Origin of the sequence: Pantoea sp. C8B4 (assembly GCF_051336905.1) — a bacterium.
GTDB classification, from domain to species: domain Bacteria; phylum Pseudomonadota; class Gammaproteobacteria; order Enterobacterales; family Enterobacteriaceae; genus Pantoea; species Pantoea rwandensis_B.
Genome location: NZ_JBGMNK010000023.1, coordinates 1 through 17,006, shown reverse-complemented (window position 1 = coordinate 17,006; position 17,006 = coordinate 1). Strand labels below are relative to the sequence as shown.

Annotated in this window: 16 protein-coding genes and 1 tRNA gene; all 17 read left to right on the top strand. The window is 54.2% G+C overall.

What is annotated here, in order from left to right:
- Window positions 1-2 precede the first annotated feature (2 nt).
- Complete coding sequence (locus tag ACCW76_RS19730; RefSeq protein ID WP_166933041.1) at window positions 3-719, top strand: succinate dehydrogenase iron-sulfur subunit; 717 nt, start codon at window positions 3-5, stop codon at window positions 717-719.
- Between the two features lie 208 nt (window positions 720-927).
- Window positions 928-3,735 carry a 2-oxoglutarate dehydrogenase E1 component gene (gene sucA, locus ACCW76_RS19725; protein ID WP_038648207.1) on the top strand — a complete coding sequence of 936 codons (2,808 nt, stop codon included), beginning with the start codon at window positions 928-930 and terminating at the stop codon, window positions 3,733-3,735.
- 15 nt (window positions 3,736-3,750) lie between these two features.
- Entirely contained in the window at window positions 3,751-4,971 is a 1,221-nt protein-coding gene (gene odhB / locus ACCW76_RS19720; protein WP_038648204.1) for a 2-oxoglutarate dehydrogenase complex dihydrolipoyllysine-residue succinyltransferase, read from the top strand.
- Between the two features lie 61 nt (window positions 4,972-5,032).
- The gene (sucC, locus tag ACCW76_RS19715; protein WP_034829153.1) at window positions 5,033-6,199 is read left to right on the top strand and encodes an ADP-forming succinate--CoA ligase subunit beta; all 1,167 of its coding nucleotides are present in this window, start codon (window positions 5,033-5,035) and stop codon (window positions 6,197-6,199) included.
- Window positions 6,199-7,074, top strand: coding sequence for a succinate--CoA ligase subunit alpha (gene sucD / locus ACCW76_RS19710; protein WP_034829155.1), 876 nt, complete (start codon window positions 6,199-6,201; stop codon window positions 7,072-7,074). Before sucC ends, sucD begins: the two co-directional genes overlap by 1 nt.
- Window positions 7,075-7,780: 706 nt before the next feature.
- Complete coding sequence (cydA, locus tag ACCW76_RS19705; protein WP_058962353.1) at window positions 7,781-9,352, top strand: cytochrome ubiquinol oxidase subunit I; 1,572 nt, start codon at window positions 7,781-7,783, stop codon at window positions 9,350-9,352.
- Window positions 9,353-9,363: 11 nt separating this feature from the next.
- Window positions 9,364-10,503 carry a cytochrome d ubiquinol oxidase subunit II gene (gene cydB, locus ACCW76_RS19700; protein WP_045816494.1) on the top strand — a complete coding sequence of 380 codons (1,140 nt, stop codon included), beginning with the start codon at window positions 9,364-9,366 and terminating at the stop codon, window positions 10,501-10,503.
- A gap of 15 nt (window positions 10,504-10,518) precedes the next feature.
- Complete coding sequence (gene cydX, locus ACCW76_RS19695) at window positions 10,519-10,632, top strand: cytochrome bd-I oxidase subunit CydX (RefSeq protein WP_058962355.1); 114 nt, start codon at window positions 10,519-10,521, stop codon at window positions 10,630-10,632.
- Window positions 10,632-10,925, top strand: coding sequence for a cyd operon protein YbgE (gene ybgE / locus ACCW76_RS19690; RefSeq protein WP_045833524.1), 294 nt, complete (start codon window positions 10,632-10,634; stop codon window positions 10,923-10,925). The genes cydX and ybgE overlap by 1 nt, the downstream gene beginning before the upstream one ends.
- Window positions 10,926-11,120: 195 nt before the next feature.
- Entirely contained in the window at window positions 11,121-11,525 is a 405-nt protein-coding gene (gene ybgC, locus ACCW76_RS19685; RefSeq protein WP_436339870.1) for a tol-pal system-associated acyl-CoA thioesterase, read from the top strand.
- On the top strand, window positions 11,522-12,208 hold the full coding sequence (gene tolQ / locus ACCW76_RS19680) for a Tol-Pal system protein TolQ (protein WP_034829162.1): 687 nt from the start codon (window positions 11,522-11,524) through the stop codon (window positions 12,206-12,208). The genes ybgC and tolQ overlap by 4 nt, the downstream gene beginning before the upstream one ends.
- A 13-nt stretch (window positions 12,209-12,221) precedes the next feature.
- Window positions 12,222-12,650 (top strand): colicin uptake protein TolR, encoded by a 429-nt coding sequence (gene tolR, locus ACCW76_RS19675; RefSeq protein ID WP_034829164.1) that lies wholly within the window; start codon window positions 12,222-12,224, stop codon window positions 12,648-12,650.
- Window positions 12,651-12,675: 25 nt separating this feature from the next.
- On the top strand, window positions 12,676-13,962 hold the full coding sequence (tolA, locus tag ACCW76_RS19670; RefSeq protein WP_436339868.1) for a cell envelope integrity protein TolA: 1,287 nt from the start codon (window positions 12,676-12,678) through the stop codon (window positions 13,960-13,962).
- Window positions 13,963-14,078: 116 nt separating this feature from the next.
- Complete coding sequence (gene tolB, locus ACCW76_RS19665) at window positions 14,079-15,374, top strand: Tol-Pal system beta propeller repeat protein TolB (protein WP_160867858.1); 1,296 nt, start codon at window positions 14,079-14,081, stop codon at window positions 15,372-15,374.
- 64 nt (window positions 15,375-15,438) lie between these two features.
- Entirely contained in the window at window positions 15,439-15,954 is a 516-nt protein-coding gene (gene pal, locus ACCW76_RS19660) for a peptidoglycan-associated lipoprotein Pal (protein ID WP_039330408.1), read from the top strand.
- A 9-nt stretch (window positions 15,955-15,963) separates the two neighbouring features.
- Window positions 15,964-16,767: a cell division protein CpoB gene (gene cpoB, locus ACCW76_RS19655; RefSeq protein ID WP_436339866.1), complete on the top strand. Its 804-nt coding sequence runs from the start codon at window positions 15,964-15,966 to the stop codon at window positions 16,765-16,767.
- A gap of 165 nt (window positions 16,768-16,932) precedes the next feature.
- Window positions 16,933-17,005, top strand: a tRNA-Lys gene (locus ACCW76_RS19650).
- Window position 17,006: the final 1 nt, after the last annotated feature.

Sequence of the window (17,006 nt, the reverse complement as noted above, 5' to 3'; positions counted from 1 at the left end):
TCATGAGACTCGAATTTTCTATCTATCGTTACAACCCGGAAGTCGATGACAAACCGCGTATGCAGGAATACACGCTGGAGTCAGAAGACGGTCGTGACATGATGTTGCTGGACGCGTTGATTCGTCTGAAAGAGAAGGACCCAACGTTGGCCTTCCGTCGCTCATGCCGTGAAGGTGTATGCGGTTCTGACGGCCTCAACATGAACGGCAAAAACGGCTTGGCCTGCATCACGCCAATCTCCGCGCTGGGTAATGGCACCAAGAAAATTGTTATACGTCCACTGCCTGGTTTGCCGGTGATCCGCGACCTCGTAGTTGATATGGGACAATTCTATACGCAGTATGAGAAGATTAAGCCTTTCCTGTTGAATAATGGGGAAAATCCGCCAGCACGCGAGCATCTGCAGACCCCGGCAGACCGTGAGCACCTGGATGGATTGTACGAGTGTATTCTGTGCGCTTGCTGCTCGACCTCGTGCCCATCGTTCTGGTGGAACCCGGATAAGTTCATCGGTCCGGCAGGTTTGTTAGCCGCTTACCGTTTCCTGATCGACAGCCGCGATACCGAAACTGATGCGCGTCTGGACAATCTGAACGATGCTTTCAGTGTATTCCGCTGTCACAGCATCATGAACTGTGTGAGCGTGTGCCCGAAAGGACTAAACCCGACGCGCGCTATCGGCCATATTAAGTCGATGCTGCTGCAACGCGGGGCGTAACACACTGAAGTCACTGTCCGGGAACTTAGGTTCCCGGCAGTTTACGGAAGCCTCTATAAGCGCGGTACTGACCACGCTTATAAAGGTTCCCTTACGGGCCAGGCGCCGGTTGCGCACAGGTTCGTATCGCTGAACTCACTACGGCAAGCCGCGAAAGCGGCAACAAATGAAACCTCATAAAAAGCAGATTAATGCTTAAGGGATCACAATGCAGAACAGCGCGATGAAACCCTGGCTGGACTCCTCCTGGCTGGCCGGCGCGAACCAATCCTACATAGAGCAACTCTATGAGGATTTCCTGACCGATCCTGACTCAGTTGATGAAATGTGGCGCGAGCTGTTCCAACAGCTGCCCGGCACTGGCGTGAAACCTGAGCAGTTTCACTCCACCACGCGTGATTACTTCCGCCGCCTGGCAAAAGATGCGACCCGCTACACATCCTCAGTCACCGATCCGGCCACCAATTCCAAACAGGTTAAAGTGCTGCAGCTGATCAATGCGTTCCGCTTCCGCGGGCATCAGCACGCTAACCTCGATCCGCTCGGCCTGTGGAAACAGGATCGGGTTGCGGATCTCGAACCTTCTTATCACGATCTCACCGACGCCGATTTTCAGGAAAGCTTTAACGTAGGTTCCTTTGCTATTGGCAAAGAGACCATGAAGCTGGCTGATCTGTTCGCGGCGCTGCAGCAGACCTATTGTGGCTCGATTGGTGCAGAGTACATGCACATCAACAACACCGATGAGAAACGCTGGATTCAGCAGCGTCTGGAATCGGTGGTCGGCCATGCGTCATTCAGCAGCGACGAGAAAAAAGGTTTCCTGAAAGAGCTGACTGCGGCTGAAGGTCTGGAAAAATACCTTGGCGCGAAATTCCCAGGTGCAAAACGCTTCTCACTGGAAGGCGGTGATGCACTGGTGCCGATGCTGCGCGAAATGATTCGCCATGCAGGCAAAAGCGGTACGCGTGAAGTGGTACTGGGAATGGCACACCGTGGTCGTCTCAACGTCCTGATCAACGTACTGGGTAAAAAGCCACAGGATCTGTTTGACGAGTTCTCCGGCAAGCACAAAGAGCACCTCGGCACCGGCGACGTGAAGTACCACATGGGCTTCTCGTCTGACGTTGAAACCGAAGGTGGTTTAGTGCACCTGGCGCTGGCGTTTAACCCGTCACACCTCGAAATCGTTAGCCCAGTGGTCATGGGTTCGGTGCGTGCACGTCTGGATCGTCTGGCTGAGCCAAGCAGCAACAAAGTTCTCCCAATCACCATCCACGGTGATGCGGCGGTGATCGGCCAGGGCGTGGTGCAGGAAACCCTGAACATGTCTGCGGCGCGTGGTTACGAAGTGGGCGGTACCGTTCGCATCGTGATTAACAACCAGGTCGGTTTCACCACCTCGAACCCGAAAGATGCGCGTTCAACGCCTTACTGCACCGACATCGGCAAAATGGTTCTGGCGCCAATCTTCCACGTGAATGCGGACGATCCAGAAGCGGTGGCCTTCGTGACTCGCCTGGCGCTGGATTATCGCAACACCTTTAAACGCGACGTGTTTATCGATCTGGTGTGCTACCGCCGTCACGGCCATAACGAAGCGGATGAGCCAAGTGCAACCCAGCCGCTGATGTATCAGAAAATCAAGAAACACCCAACGCCACGTAAGATCTACGCCGATCAGCTGGAAAGCGAAGGTGTGGCGACGTTAGAAGATGCGACCGAACTGGTCAATCTCTACCGTGATGCGTTGGATGAAGGCGAATGCGTGGTGCCAGAATGGCGTCCGATGAGCCTGCACTCCTTCACCTGGTCGCCGTACCTGAACCACGAGTGGGATGAAAACTATCCTGCCACGGTTGAGTACAAACGCCTGCAAGAGCTGGCGCGCCGCATCAGCAGCGTACCGGAAGCGGTAGAAGTGCAGTCGCGCGTGGCGAAGATTTACAACGACCGTAAAGAGATGGCGGAAGGCAACAAGCCATTTGACTGGGGCGGCGCGGAAAACCTGGCGTACGCCACGCTGGTAGATGAAGGCATTCCTGTCCGTCTGTCGGGTGAAGACTCCGGCCGCGGTACCTTCTTCCACCGCCATGCGGTGATCCACAACCAAACCAACGGCTCAACCTACACCCCGCTGCACCATGTCCATAACGGCCAGGGTCAGTTCAAGGTCTGGGATTCCGTGCTGTCAGAAGAAGCGGTACTGGCCTTTGAATATGGCTATGCCACCGCAGAACCGCGCGTGCTGACCATTTGGGAAGCGCAGTTCGGCGACTTCGCCAACGGTGCTCAGGTGGTCATCGACCAGTTCATCAGCTCTGGCGAGCAGAAGTGGGGCCGTATGTGTGGCTTGGTGATGCTGCTGCCACACGGTTATGAAGGCCAGGGTCCAGAGCACTCCTCTGCGCGTCTGGAGCGCTATCTGCAACTCTGTGCTGAACAGAACATGCAGGTGTGCGTGCCGTCAACGCCAGCACAGGTTTACCACATGCTGCGCCGTCAAGCGCTGCGCGGTATGCGTCGTCCGCTGATCGTGATGTCACCGAAATCGCTGCTGCGCCATCCGCTGGCGGTCTCCAGCCTGGAAGAACTGGCCAATGGCAGCTTCCAACCGGCGATTGGCGAGATTGACGATCTGGATCCGAAACAAGTGAAACGCGTGGTGATGTGTTCCGGTAAGGTTTATTACGATCTGCTGGAACAGCGTCGCAAGAATGAGCAGACCGATGTCGCCATCGTGCGTATCGAACAGCTCTATCCGTTCCCGCACAAAGTGGTGCAGGACGTATTGAAAAATTATGCGCATGTGCAGGATTTCGTCTGGTGTCAGGAAGAGCCACTGAACCAGGGCGCATGGTATTGCAGTCAGCATCATTTCCGCGAAGTGGTTCCATTCGGTGCGTCACTGCGTTACGCAGGTCGTCCGGCTTCTGCTTCACCAGCCGTGGGCTACATGTCCGTACATCAACAACAGCAGCAAGACCTGGTTAACGACGCGCTGAACCTTGGTTAATTAAAAGGAAAGAAAATGAGTAGCGTAGAAATTCTGGTTCCCGATTTGCCTGAATCCGTAGCGGACGCAACGGTTGCAACCTGGCACAAAAAACCCGGCGATGCGGTCAGTCGCGATGAAGTACTGGTTGAGATTGAAACGGACAAAGTTGTGCTTGAAGTGCCTGCTTCAGCAGACGGTGTACTGGAAGCGATTCTGGAAGACGAAGGCGCAACGGTGCTCTCGCGCCAGCTGTTAGGCCGCCTGGTGGAAGGCAACAGCGGTGGTAAAGAGACCTCTGCGAAAGTAGAAACGAAAGAAGCGACACCAGAACAGCGTAAAACCGCGTCTCTGGAAGATGAGAGCAACGATGCGCTGAGCCCAGCGGTTCGTCGCCTGATCGCTGAAAACAACCTCGACGCCAGCCAGATCAAAGGCACCGGTGTGGGTGGTCGTCTGACGCGTGAAGATGTTGAGAAGCATGTTGCGAAGAAAGCCGATGGCGCGAAAGCGGCGCCTGCAGCAGCGGCCGCGGCACCACAGGCTGCTGTGGCTAACCGCAGCGAAAAACGCGTACCAATGACGCGTCTGCGTAAGCGTGTGGCTGAGCGTCTGCTGGAAGCGAAAAACAGCACCGCGATGCTGACCACCTTCAACGAAATCAACATGAAGCCGATCATGGATCTGCGTAAGCAGTACGGCGACGCGTTTGAGAAACGTCACGGTGTGCGTCTGGGCTTCATGTCCTTCTATATCAAAGCGGTGGTTGAAGCCCTGAAACGCTATCCAGAAGTGAACGCTTCTATCGATGGCGAAGATGTGGTTTACCACAACTACTTCGACGTCAGCATCGCGGTTTCTACGCCGCGTGGCTTGGTAACCCCAGTGCTGAAAGATGTTGATGCGCTGAGCATGGCTGACATCGAGAAGAAAATTAAAGAACTGGCGGTGAAAGGCCGTGACGGTAAGCTGACGGTTGACGAGCTGACCGGCGGTAACTTCACCATCACCAACGGTGGCGTGTTCGGTTCCCTGATGTCTACCCCGATCATCAACCCACCGCAGAGCGCGATTCTGGGCATGCACGCGATCAAAGAGCGCCCGATGGCGGTCAATGGTCAGGTTGTCATCCTGCCAATGATGTATCTGGCTCTCTCTTACGACCACCGTCTGATCGATGGCCGTGAATCCGTTGGCTATCTGGTCGCGGTGAAAGAGATGCTGGAAGATCCAGCACGTCTGCTGCTGGACGTCTAATTTTCGCCGGGCGCATCGCACAACGGTGCGCCCAAACTCATATCTGAATGGATAGAACATCATGAACTTACATGAATACCAGGCGAAGCAGTTGTTTGCTCGCTATGGCATGCCAGCTCCAACTGGTTACGCCTGCGCTACGCCACGTGAAGCAGAAGAAGCCGCCTCTAAAATTGGCGCAGGTCCGTGGGTAGTAAAATGTCAGGTACATGCCGGTGGCCGCGGTAAAGCGGGTGGCGTGAAAGTGGTGAACAGCAAGGAAGATATCCGTGCATTTGCTGAGCATTGGTTGGGCAAGCGTCTGGTGACCTACCAAACTGATGCTGATGGCCAGCCGGTAAACCAGATTCTGGTTGAAGCAGCGACTGACATCGACCAGGAACTGTATCTGGGTGCGGTGGTTGACCGTGCTACCCGTCGCGTGATCTTCATGGCTTCAACTGAAGGCGGCGTGGAAATCGAGAAAGTGGCGGAAGAAACCCCGCACCTGATCCACAAAATGGCGCTGGATCCACTGGCCGGTCCTCAGCCTTATCAAGGTCGTGAACTGGCGTTCAAACTGGGTCTGTCCGGTAAGCAAGTTAGCCAGTTCACCAAAATCTTCATGGGTCTGGCGACCATGTTCCTGGAGCGCGACCTGGCGATGGTTGAGATCAACCCGCTGGTGATCACCAAGCAGGGCGATCTGATCTGCCTCGATGGCAAGCTGGGCGCCGACGGTAACGCACTGTTCCGTCAGCCTGAGCTGCGTGAAATGCGCGATCCAAGCCAGGAAGACCCACGTGAAGCACACGCAACTCAGTGGGAACTGAACTACGTTGCGCTGGATGGCAACATCGGCTGTATGGTAAACGGTGCCGGTCTGGCAATGGGTACCATGGACATCGTGAAACACCACGGTGGCCAGCCTGCTAACTTCCTCGATGTCGGCGGCGGCGCGACCAAAGAGCGCGTAACCGAAGCCTTCAAAATCATCCTGTCTGACGATGCTGTTAAAGCGGTATTCGTTAACATCTTCGGCGGCATCGTGCGTTGCGACCTGATCGCAGACGGCATCATCGGTGCAGTTGCAGAAGTGGGTGTGAACGTGCCAGTAGTGGTACGTCTGGAAGGTAACAACGCCGAGCTGGGCGCGAAGAAACTGGCCGACAGCGGTCTGAACATCATTGCAGCAACCAGCCTGACAGACGCTGCGCAGCGTGTTGTTGCTGCCGCGGAGGGTAAATAATGTCCATTCTTATCGACAAAAACACCAAAGTCATTTGCCAGGGTTTCACCGGTGGCCAGGGGACTTTCCACTCTGAGCAGGCTTTGGCCTATGGTACGCAGCTGGTTGGCGGTGTCACGCCAGGCAAAGGCGGCACCACGCATCTGGGTCTGCCAGTGTTCAACACCGTGCGTGAAGCGGTAGAAGCCACAGGCGCGACCGCGACCGTGATCTACGTTCCAGCTCCGTTCTGCAAAGACGGTATCCTGGAAGCCATCGACGCAGGCATCAAACTGATCATCACCATCACCGAAGGTATCCCAACGCTGGATATGCTGACCGTGAAAGTGAAACTGGATGAAGCTGGCGTGCGCATGATCGGCCCGAACTGCCCAGGCGTGATCACCCCAGGCGAATGTAAGATCGGTATCATGCCGGGCCACATTCACCAGCCAGGCCGTGTCGGTATCGTATCCCGTTCAGGCACCCTGACTTATGAAGCCGTTAAGCAGACCACTGACATCGGCTACGGCCAGTCAACCTGCGTGGGCATCGGTGGTGACCCGATCCCAGGTTCCAACTTCATCGATATCCTGAAAATGTTCCAGGATGACCCACAGACCGAAGTGATCGTGATGATCGGTGAGATCGGTGGTAGCGCTGAAGAAGAAGCTGCAGCCTTCATCAAAGAGCACGTGACCAAGCCAGTTGTCGGTTACATCGCAGGTGTGACTGCACCGAAAGGCAAGCGTATGGGCCACGCAGGCGCCATCATTGCCGGTGGTAAAGGCACCGCTGACGAGAAATTCGCAGCGCTGGAAGCGGCCGGTGTGAAAACCGTGCGCAGCCTGGCTGACATCGGCGACGCCGTTAAAGCGGTTCTGCCAATCAAATAAGCCGTCACTTGTGATGCGCATGAAGCCACCTTCGGGTGGCTTTTTTTTTTATGCCTGAAAGGGCAGGGGAAGCCAGTGGCAACAACGCCCTGTGCAGAGTCATACAAAAAGCAGGGAAAAACCGTAACGGAGATAAAATCTGCGGCTATGCTTACTGAGTTGGTAAGGTAAAGATAGGAAAATGTGCGTGATTTCACATGAGAAATTAAACCTTAGCATCCGGTATTTACGTTAAAAAAATACGGGAGAAGTAATTATTTCCTTAATTGCATCACGCGTTCATGACAACTAATTAACAACAACGCTAACACTACATATCTGAAAAAATATTGTCTTAATCCAGATCAATAAAGCGTGAGATATAACAAACTTTACTGCTGGCATCACGCACGACAAACGGTATAAATTGCGCTGCATCAATTCAGTCTTTTCCGCGAATTTTCAGGAGTTTGAGCCAGGCGTTGTTAGCGCAATTCTGTCGCCTCCTTGCATCACACTCCCGCTCGAAACAGATTGAAGCGATCGGTTTTTCGGGAAATTTTCAACACTGTTACTCACTCATTTCGGGCTACAGATTTCTCTGTTCTGTCAGTAATAAAACTGGAATCAATAATCAGTCGTTCCTGGATCTTATTCTGCACGTCAATGTTCGTTGTTTACCGTTGTCAGCCGCAGAGTAAATTCATGCGAGGAGCAAGGAGTCATCATGTTAGATATTGTCGAGCTGTCGCGTTTACAGTTTGCCCTGACGGCGATGTACCATTTCCTGTTCGTCCCTTTAACGCTGGGTATGGCGTTTTTGTTGGCGATCATGGAAACCGTATATGTCCTGACGGGTAAGCAAATTTATAAAGATATGACCAAGTTCTGGGGCAAGTTGTTCGGTATCAACTTTGCGCTGGGTGTCGCAACCGGTCTCACCATGGAGTTTCAGTTCGGGACCAACTGGTCATATTACTCCCACTACGTCGGCGATATCTTTGGTGCGCCGCTCGCCATTGAAGGCTTGATGGCGTTCTTCCTTGAATCCACCTTTGTTGGTCTGTTCTTCTTCGGTTGGGATCGCCTCGGCAAAGTCCAGCACCTGGCGGTGACCTGGCTGGTGGCGCTCGGTTCTAACATGTCCGCACTGTGGATTCTGGTGGCAAACGGGTGGATGCAAAACCCGATCGCCTCTGAATTCAATTTCGAAACCATGCGCATGGAGATGGTGAGCTTCTCCGAGCTGGTGCTCAACCCAGTTGCGCAGGTGAAATTTGTTCACACCGTGGCGGCAGGGTACACCGCTGGCGCGATGTTCGTGCTGGGCATCAGTGCCTGGTATCTGCTGAAAGGCCGTGATGTGGCTTTCGCTAAGCGCTCATTCGGTATTGCCGCCAGCTTCGGCATGGCGGCGATCCTGTCCGTGATCGTGCTGGGTGATGAATCCGGTTATGAAATGGGTGACGTACAGAAAACCAAACTCGCAGCAATTGAAGCTGAGTGGGAAACGCAGCCTGCACCTGCGGCCTTCACGCTGTTTGGTATTCCCGATCAGGATTCGCAGGAGAACAAGTACGCCATTCAAATCCCGTATTTGCTCGGGTTGATTGCGACGCGATCGGTGGATACGCCGGTTACCGGTCTGAAAGATCTGCTGTCGCAACATGAAGTGCGTATCCGCAACGGCATGAAAGCTTACGCGTTGCTGAACGAACTGCGTGCGGGGAGCAAAGACCCGGCGGTGCGTAGCCAGTTCGAAGCCAGCAAACAAGATCTCGGTTATGGCTTGCTACTGAAGCGCTATACCCCGGATGTCGCCAATGCGACCGAAGCGCAGATTCAGAAGGCCACGCAGGATTCGATTCCACGTGTGGCTCCGCTCTATTTCGCCTTCCGCATCATGGTGCTGTGTGGCGTGCTGCTGCTCGGCATTATCGCGCTCTCATTCCTGAGTGTGATTCGTAACCGCATCGGCAAGAGCCGCTGGTTGCTCAAGGCGGCGCTGTACGGTATTCCGCTGCCGTGGATTGCCATCGAGTCAGGTTGGTTTGTCGCTGAGTATGGTCGTCAGCCGTGGGCAATTGGTGAAGTCCTACCGACTGCGGTGGCGAACTCATCACTGACGGTCGGCGATCTGCTGTTCTCGATGATTTTGATTTGCGGTCTTTACACCCTTTTCCTGGTGGCGGAAATGTACCTGATGTTCAAGTTCGCCCGTCTGGGTCCTAGCAGCCTGAAAACAGGTCGCTACCATCATGAGACCGTGAAAGCGGCTGCTCAGCCCGTGCGTGGATAAGGAGAGCAACCATGTTTGATTATGAAGTATTGCGCTTTGTCTGGTGGCTGCTGATTGGCGTGCTGCTGATTGGCTTTGCGGTCACCGACGGTTTCGATATGGGCGTGGGTATGCTCACTCGCATTCTCGGCCGTACCGATACCGAACGCCGCATCATGATAAACAGCATCGCCCCGCACTGGGACGGCAACCAGGTGTGGCTGATCACCGCTGGTGGCGCGCTGTTTGCCGCCTGGCCAATGGTGTATGCCGCAGCGTTTTCCGGCTTCTATGTGGCGATGATTCTGGTGCTGGCTTCGCTGTTCTTCCGCCCGGTGGGTTTTGACTACCGTTCGAAGATTGAGGACATGCGCTGGCGTAACACCTGGGACTGGGGCATTTTCATCGGCAGCTTCGTTCCACCGCTGGTGATTGGCGTGGCCTTCGGCAACCTGTTGCAGGGGGTACCTTTCCATGCGGATGAGTATCTGCGCCTGTTCTACACCGGTAACTTCTTCCAGTTGCTGAACCCGTTTGGTTTGCTGGCGGGGGTGATCAGCGTCGCGATGATCCTGACGCAAGGGGCGACCTATCTGCAGATGCGTACCAACGGCGAACTGCATCTGCGTGCGCGTGGCACTGCGCAAATCAGTGCGCTGGTGATGATGGTGTGCTTCGTATTAGCCGGTGTGTGGGTGAAATACGGTATTGATGGCTATGTGGTGAAAAGCGTCATCGATCATCACGCTGCATCCAACCCGCTAGGTAAAGAAGTGGTGCGTGAAGCCGGTGCGTGGATGGTGAACTTTGAGCAGACGCCAATCCTGTGGCTGTTCCCGCTGCTTGGCGTGGTACTGCCGCTGCTGACAGTGCTCTGTTCGCGCATGGAGAAGGGCGCCTGGGCGTTTGTCTTTTCTTCATTGACGCTGGCATGCGTCATCATGACCGCAGGCATCGCGATGTTCCCGTTCATTATGCCTTCCAGCACCGTGCCGGGCATTAGCCTGACCATGTGGGATGCCACCTCAAGCCTGCTGACGCTGAAAGTGATGACCTTCGCCGCCATCATCTTTGTCCCGATTATCCTCGCCTATACCGCGTGGTGTTATTACAAGATGTTTGGCCGTATCACCAAAGAACACATTGAGAGCAATACGCACTCCCTGTACTGATTAAGGAGATTGAGCATGTGGTATTTTGCCTGGATTCTTGGCACTTTGCTGGCCTGTGCGTTTGGCGTGATCACGGCGCTGGCGATTGAGCAAGCAGAAGAGAGTGGCGCAAAGGATAAACAACACTGATGCGCACACTGATTCAGACGCTGTATCGTCTGATGGACAAGGGCCCGTTACGGGCCCTTTCGCTGATACTGGCGCTGTGGCTGGCGGGCTGTGTTATCTGGCAACCGTCACGCTTTGCCGCCCGCACCAGCGACTTAGCCATCTGGCATGGATTATTGATGATTTGGGCGGTGTGCACTGGGGTGATTCATGGTACGGGCTTCCGTCCATTGCAAACGCGCTGGCGAGCCGTGTTTTCACCGTTGCCCGCGATGATCGTACTGATTCTGGGAATCTATTGGTTCTATCATTGAGTCCCCGATGCTGTTTTTATCCGCTTTATTCGGGCGCTGACGTGAGTTTATGTCAGTGCCTGGTCAAGAAATATCCTGAAATTCCTTCCAGTTGTTAACGTGTGATAATTATTTTCTCCTGGCTCTGGCGGACCATTCCCAAGCCGATCTCACTTGCGTATAGTAGCAACGTTTAAAATGAGACCGGGATGTAGAGTGAGTAAAACGCTGTTTCGCTGGCCGGTTCGGGTCTATTACGAAGACACCGACGCCGGTGGTGTGGTTTACCACGCCAGTTATCTTGCTTTCTATGAACGAGCACGTACCGAGATGTTGCGCCAGCACCATTTCAATCAACAAGCCCTGTTGGAAGAACAGGTGGCGTTTGTGGTACGACGCATGACGATAGACTTTGTTGCCGCAGCACGTCTTGACGATCTTCTGGATATCCAGAGTGAAGTGACCGCCATGACTCGCGCCACCATGACGTTCTCGCAGCGTATCGTGAATGCAGAAGGCAAAGTGCTGAATGAAGCAGAAGTCCTGATTGCCTGCATCAACCCACATCTAATGAAGCCGATTGCGCTTCCCAAGTCTATTGTCGCGGAGTTCAAGCAGTGACTGACATGAATGTTCTTGATTTGTTCCTGAAGGCGAGCCTTCTGGTCAAACTTATCATGTTGATTTTGATCGGCTTTTCTATTGCCTCATGGGCGATCATTATTCAGCGCACGCGCATCCTGAATGCAGCGGGTCGCGAAGCCGAAGCCTTTGAAGATAAGTTCTGGTCAGGTATCGAATTATCGCGCCTGTATCAGGAAAGCCAGGGGCGCCGCGATGAACTGGGCGGTTCTGAGCAAATTTTCTATTCGGGCTTCAAAGAGTTCGCCCGTTTGCATCGTGCAAACAACCACGCACCCGAAGCGGTGGTAGAGGGTGCCAGCCGTGCGATGCGCATCTCAATGAACCGTGAGCTGGAAGCGCTGGAAAACCACATTCCTTTCCTTGGCACCGTCGGTTCTATCAGCCCGTATATCGGTCTGTTCGGTACGGTGTGGGGGATTATGCACGCCTTTATCGCGCTTGGCGCGGTGAAGCAGGCGACGTTGCAGATGGTTGCCCCGGGTATTGCCGAAGCGTTGATCGCCACGGCAATCGGTTTGTTCGCGGCCATTCCTGCCGTTATGGCGTATAACCGTCTGAACCAGCGTGTCAATAAGCTGGAGCAGGGCTACGACAACTTTATGGAAGAGTTCACGGCTATCCTGCATCGTCAGGCTTTCTCCACCGACAACACGAAGTAAGTCGAGGTTAACGATGGCCAGAACCCGTGGTCGCGGGCGCCGCGACCTTAAGTCGGAAATCAACATAGTTCCACTGCTGGACGTGCTGTTGGTGTTGCTGCTCATCTTTATGGCAACCGCGCCGATTATTACGCAGAGCGTGGAAGTGGATCTGCCTGATGCGACCGATTCGAAAACGGTCTCAACGGATGATAATCCTCCGGTCATTGTTGAAGTGGCTGGCGTCGGGCAATACAGCCTGGTAGTGGATCACGATCGTATGACGCAGCTGCCGCCGGAACAGGTGGTGAGTGAAGCACAGCGTCGCATTGAAGCCAATCCGAAGACGGTGTTCCTGATTGGTGGAGCGAAAGACGTGCCTTACGACGAAATCATCAAGGCGTTGAACCTGTTACATCAGGCAGGCGTGAAATCTGTCGGTTTGATGACACAGCCGATTTAAAGCGAACCGTTTTTGGGATCCGAGAGTGTCGAAGGTAACCGAGCAGAACGACAAGTTAAAACGCGCGATAATCATTTCGGTGATTCTGCACATCGTGCTGATCGCCCTGCTGATCTGGAGCTCGTTTAACGAAAAGATCGAATCCAGCGGCGGTGGCGGCGGCAGTGACATTGATGCCGTGATGGTCGATTCCGGCGCGGTGGTTGAACAGTACAATCGCCAGCAGAATCAACAGCGTGACAGCCAGCGTGCGGCACAACAGCGCCAGAAGCAGGCGCAGCAGCAGGCTGAAGAGTTGCAGCAGAAGCAAGCCGCTGAGCAGCAGCGTCTGAAAGAGCTGGAAAAAGAGCGTTTACAGGCGCAGCAGGACGCCAAAGAACAGGCGAAACAGCAGGCTGAGCAACAGAAAGCCGCTGAAGCAGCAGCCAAGCAGGCTCAAGACCAGCAGAAAGCGGCGGAAGCTGCTGCGGCAAAAGCCAAAGCCGATGCGAAAGCAGAAGCAGATGCCCAAGCTAAAGCGGCTGCAGATGCCAAAGCCAAAGCGGTAGAAGAGGCGAAGCAGGCAGCGGCAGACGCGAAGAAGAAAGCGGATGAGCAGGCCAAAGCAGCGGCTGCTGAAGCGGCGAAAGAGAAAGCAGTAGAGCAAGCCAAAGCCGCCGCCGAAGCGAAAGCGCAAGCTGCCGCCGAGGCCAAAGCACAGGCTGCTGCGGACGCTAAAGCGAAAGCGGCTCAGGAAGCGAAAGAAGCTAAAGAGCAGGCAGCGGCAGAAGCGAAAGAAAAAGCCGCTGAGGCAGCAAAAGAGAAAGCGGCTGCCGATGCGAAAGCCAAAGCAGATGCTGCGGCGAAAGCGAAAGCCGATGCAGCGGCAAAAGCAAAAGCCGCAGCGGATGCCAAAAAGAAAGCGGCAGCTGAGGCAGCGAAGAATGAAAGTGACGTTGATGACCTGTTAGGTGGACTCTCGTCTGGTAAGAATGCACCGAAAAGTGGCACGGCTTCTGGCGGTGCGGCAGGGCAGGGGAATCAGAAGAAAGCGGGTGCGTCAGGCGCAGAGATTAACTCTTATATGGGCCAGGTCGTTGGCGCGATTCAAAGTCGCTTCTATGATGCGGATACGTATAAGGGAAAAGAGTGTAACCTGCGTATCAAATTGGCGCCGGATGGTTTGCTGATTGATGTGAAAGCAGAAGGTGGTGATCCGGCTCTGTGCCAGGCTGCTATCACGGCTGCAAAACAGGCTCATATTCCTAAGCCGCCATCGCAAGCGGTGTATGAAGTGTTTAAAAACGCCCCAATGCGTTTCAAACCGGAATAATGCAGTAACCCACGGCAGGTTGAACTAAGGTTAGCTTGCTGTATTTTATGAGTACTCGTGTTTTTTCAGGAACTGTGCGAATTATCGTGGACTCAGGTTCAGATAAGGGAGAAAAGATGAAGCAGGCACTTCGTGTAACCTTAGGTTTTTTTGTACTGCTGTGGGCGGCGATGCTGCACGCAGAAGTGCGCATTGAAATTACGCAGGGCGTGAATACCGCACGCCCAATTGGTGTGGTGCCGTTCAAATGGGCAGGCCCAGGCGCGGCGCCAGAAGACATTGGCGGCATCGTGGCGGCTGACTTGCGCAACAGCGGTAAATTCAACCCGCTGGATCGCTCACGTCTGCCGCAGCAGCCGACCAGCGCGCAGGAAGTGCAACCTGCTGCCTGGAGCGCATTGGGTATTGATGCGGTTGTCGTGGGTCAGGTCACGCCGAACCCGGATGGTAGCTACCAGATCGCTTACCAACTGGTGGACACCGGCGGTGCACCGGGCACGGTGCTGGCGCAGAACTCTTACAAAGTCACCAAGCAATGGCTGCGTTATGCAGGCCACACCGCCAGTGATGAAGTGTTTGAGAAGCTGACCGGTATCAAAGGCGCATTCCGCACGCGTATCGCGTATGTGGTGCAAACCAACGGCGGCCAGTTCCCGTATGAATTGCGCGTATCTGACTACGATGGTTACAACCAGTTTACCGTGCACCGTTCACCAGAACCGTTGATGTCACCGGCCTGGTCTCCAGACGGTAGCAAAGTGGCCTACGTGACCTTTGAAAGCGGTAAGTCGGCGTTAGTGGTACAAACGCTGGCAAACGGTGCCATTCGTCAGGTTGCTTCTTACCCGCGCCACAACGGTGCACCGGCCTTCTCGCCGGATGGTTCAAAACTGGCGTTCGCGCTGTCTAAAACTGGCAGCCTGAACTTGTACGTGATGGATCTGGCCTCAGGTCAGACGCGTCAGGTGACCGACGGTCGCTACAACAGCACCGAACCGACCTGGTTCCCGGATAGCCAGACACTGGCCTATACCTCGGATCAGGCAGGTGCGCCTCAGATTTATAAAGTGGGTATCAACGGCGGTGCGCCACAACGTATTACCTGGGAAGGTTCTCAGAACCAGGATGCGGATGTGTCAACTGACGGCAAAACCATGGTGATGATCAGCAGCGCCGGTGGCGCTCAGCATGTCGCCAAACAGGATCTGGTAACGGGAGCCGTTCAAACAATAACGGACACGTTCCTGGATGAGACGCCAAGTCTGGCGCCTAACGGCACGATGGTAATCTATAGCTCTACTCAGGGGATGGGTTCCGTGTTGCAGTTGGTTTCAACAGATGGGCGTTTCAAAGCGCGTCTTCCGGCAACTGATGGACAGGTCAAATTCCCTGCCTGGTCGCCGTATCTGTAATGCATGAGTCCCCTGCATAGCGGGGGATGACAATGTATAGCAAACAAAATAATAGGATAAAGAAATGCAACTGAACAAAGTGCTGAAGGGTTTGATGCTGGCTCTGCCGGTAATCGCGGTAGCTGCATGTAGCTCGCACAAAAACAACAACAACGACCAGACTGGTATGGGCGCAGACAACGGCGCTTACGGTGCTGGCCAGAACGGTAACATGTCTTCTGATGAGCAAGCGCGTCTGCAGATGCAGCAGCTGCAGCAGAACAACATCGTTTACTTCGGTCTGGATAAGTATGATGTGGCTTCTGACTACGCTCAGATGCTGGATCAGCACGCAGCATTCCTGCGTGGCAACCCGTCTTACAAAGTGACCATCGAAGGTCATGCGGATGAGCGCGGTACTCCAGAATACAACATCGCCCTGGGCGAACGTCGTGCTAACGCCGTTAAAATGTACCTGCAGGGTAAAGGCGTTTCTGCTGACCAGATGTCTATCGTATCTTACGGTAAAGAAAAACCAGCTGTACTGGGTCATGACGAAGCGGCTTACGCTAAAAACCGTCGTGCCGTACTGGTTTACTAAGAGCATTACATGATGAGTAACTTCAGACTTCATCTATTGAGTCTGTCGTTACTGGTTGGCGTAGCGGCCCCCTGGGCCGCTAATGCCCAGGCGTCAATCAGTAGCGTTGGCTCTGGCTCGGTCGAAGACCGTGTCACCAATCTTGAACGTATCTCCAATGCCCAGGCTCAGCTTCTGCAGCAGTTGCAGCAGCAGATGAGTGACAACCAAAGCGATATCGATTCGCTGCGCGGCCAAATCCAGCAGAACAGCTATCAACTGAATCAGGTGATTGAGCGCCAAAAGCAGCTCTATCAGCAGATCGATACGTTGAGCAGCGGTAATGCGGGTGCACAGGCGAGTGGTGGCGGTGATGCCGCAGCGGCTGGTGCAGCAGCGGGAAACGCTGATGCAGGTGGTAGCAATGCCAGTGGAAGTGCCGCTGCCCCTGCACAAACCGGCGATGCGAATACCGATTACAACGCAGCAGTCGCGCTGATTCTTGAGAAGAAGCAGTTCGATCAGGCCATTACGGCCCTGCAGGCGTGGGTGAAGAAATATCCCGACTCCACCTATCAGCCCAATGCCAATTACTGGCTCGGTCAGTTGTATTACAACAAGGGCAAGAAAGATGATGCCGCTTACTATTTTGCCACTGTGGTAAAAAATTACGCGAAATCGCCGAAAGCCCCGGAAGCGCTGTTTAAGGTTGGTGTGATCATGCAAGAGAAGAACGATACGGCGAAAGCCAAAGCGGTCTATCAACAAGTGATCAAACAATTCCCGACCAGCGAGTCTGCTAAGCTGGCGCAAAAGCGTCTGGCTGGGATGTAATTTGTGCAGCAGAGACCGGATTTCGTATGATTTCTGGTCTTGCAGCATGAAAGGTAAGCAATTGAGTGATTTGGTGATAAATAAGGGTTGCGCCCTCCCGCTAAATCAGTAATATATGCCGCCGTTGCCCGGGCAGTTTAACAAAGCGTCCGGCAGCCTGAAGATGGGTCGTTAGCTCAGTTGGTAGAGCAGTTGACTTTTAATCAATTGGTCGCAGGTTCGAATCCTGCACGACCCAC

Excerpts from the sequence above, each read along its gene's own strand:
- ACCW76_RS19730 (WP_166933041.1), top strand. The coding sequence starts at position 3 with ATGAGACTCGAATTTTCTATCTATCGTTACAACCCGGAAGTCGATGAC.
- sucA (WP_038648207.1), top strand. The coding sequence starts at position 928 with ATGCAGAACAGCGCGATGAAACCCTGGCTGGACTCCTCCTGGCTGGCC.
- odhB (WP_038648204.1), top strand. The coding sequence starts at position 3,751 with ATGAGTAGCGTAGAAATTCTGGTTCCCGATTTGCCTGAATCCGTAGCG.
- sucC (WP_034829153.1), top strand. The coding sequence starts at position 5,033 with ATGAACTTACATGAATACCAGGCGAAGCAGTTGTTTGCTCGCTATGGC.
- sucD (WP_034829155.1), top strand. The coding sequence starts at position 6,199 with ATGTCCATTCTTATCGACAAAAACACCAAAGTCATTTGCCAGGGTTTC.
- cydA (WP_058962353.1), top strand. The coding sequence starts at position 7,781 with ATGTTAGATATTGTCGAGCTGTCGCGTTTACAGTTTGCCCTGACGGCG.
- cydB (WP_045816494.1), top strand. The coding sequence starts at position 9,364 with ATGTTTGATTATGAAGTATTGCGCTTTGTCTGGTGGCTGCTGATTGGC.
- cydX (WP_058962355.1), top strand. The coding sequence starts at position 10,519 with ATGTGGTATTTTGCCTGGATTCTTGGCACTTTGCTGGCCTGTGCGTTT.
- ybgE (WP_045833524.1), top strand. The coding sequence starts at position 10,632 with ATGCGCACACTGATTCAGACGCTGTATCGTCTGATGGACAAGGGCCCG.
- tolR (WP_034829164.1), top strand. The coding sequence starts at position 12,222 with ATGGCCAGAACCCGTGGTCGCGGGCGCCGCGACCTTAAGTCGGAAATC.
- tolB (WP_160867858.1), top strand. The coding sequence starts at position 14,079 with ATGAAGCAGGCACTTCGTGTAACCTTAGGTTTTTTTGTACTGCTGTGG.
- pal (WP_039330408.1), top strand. The coding sequence starts at position 15,439 with ATGCAACTGAACAAAGTGCTGAAGGGTTTGATGCTGGCTCTGCCGGTA.
- cpoB (WP_436339866.1), top strand. The coding sequence starts at position 15,964 with ATGATGAGTAACTTCAGACTTCATCTATTGAGTCTGTCGTTACTGGTT.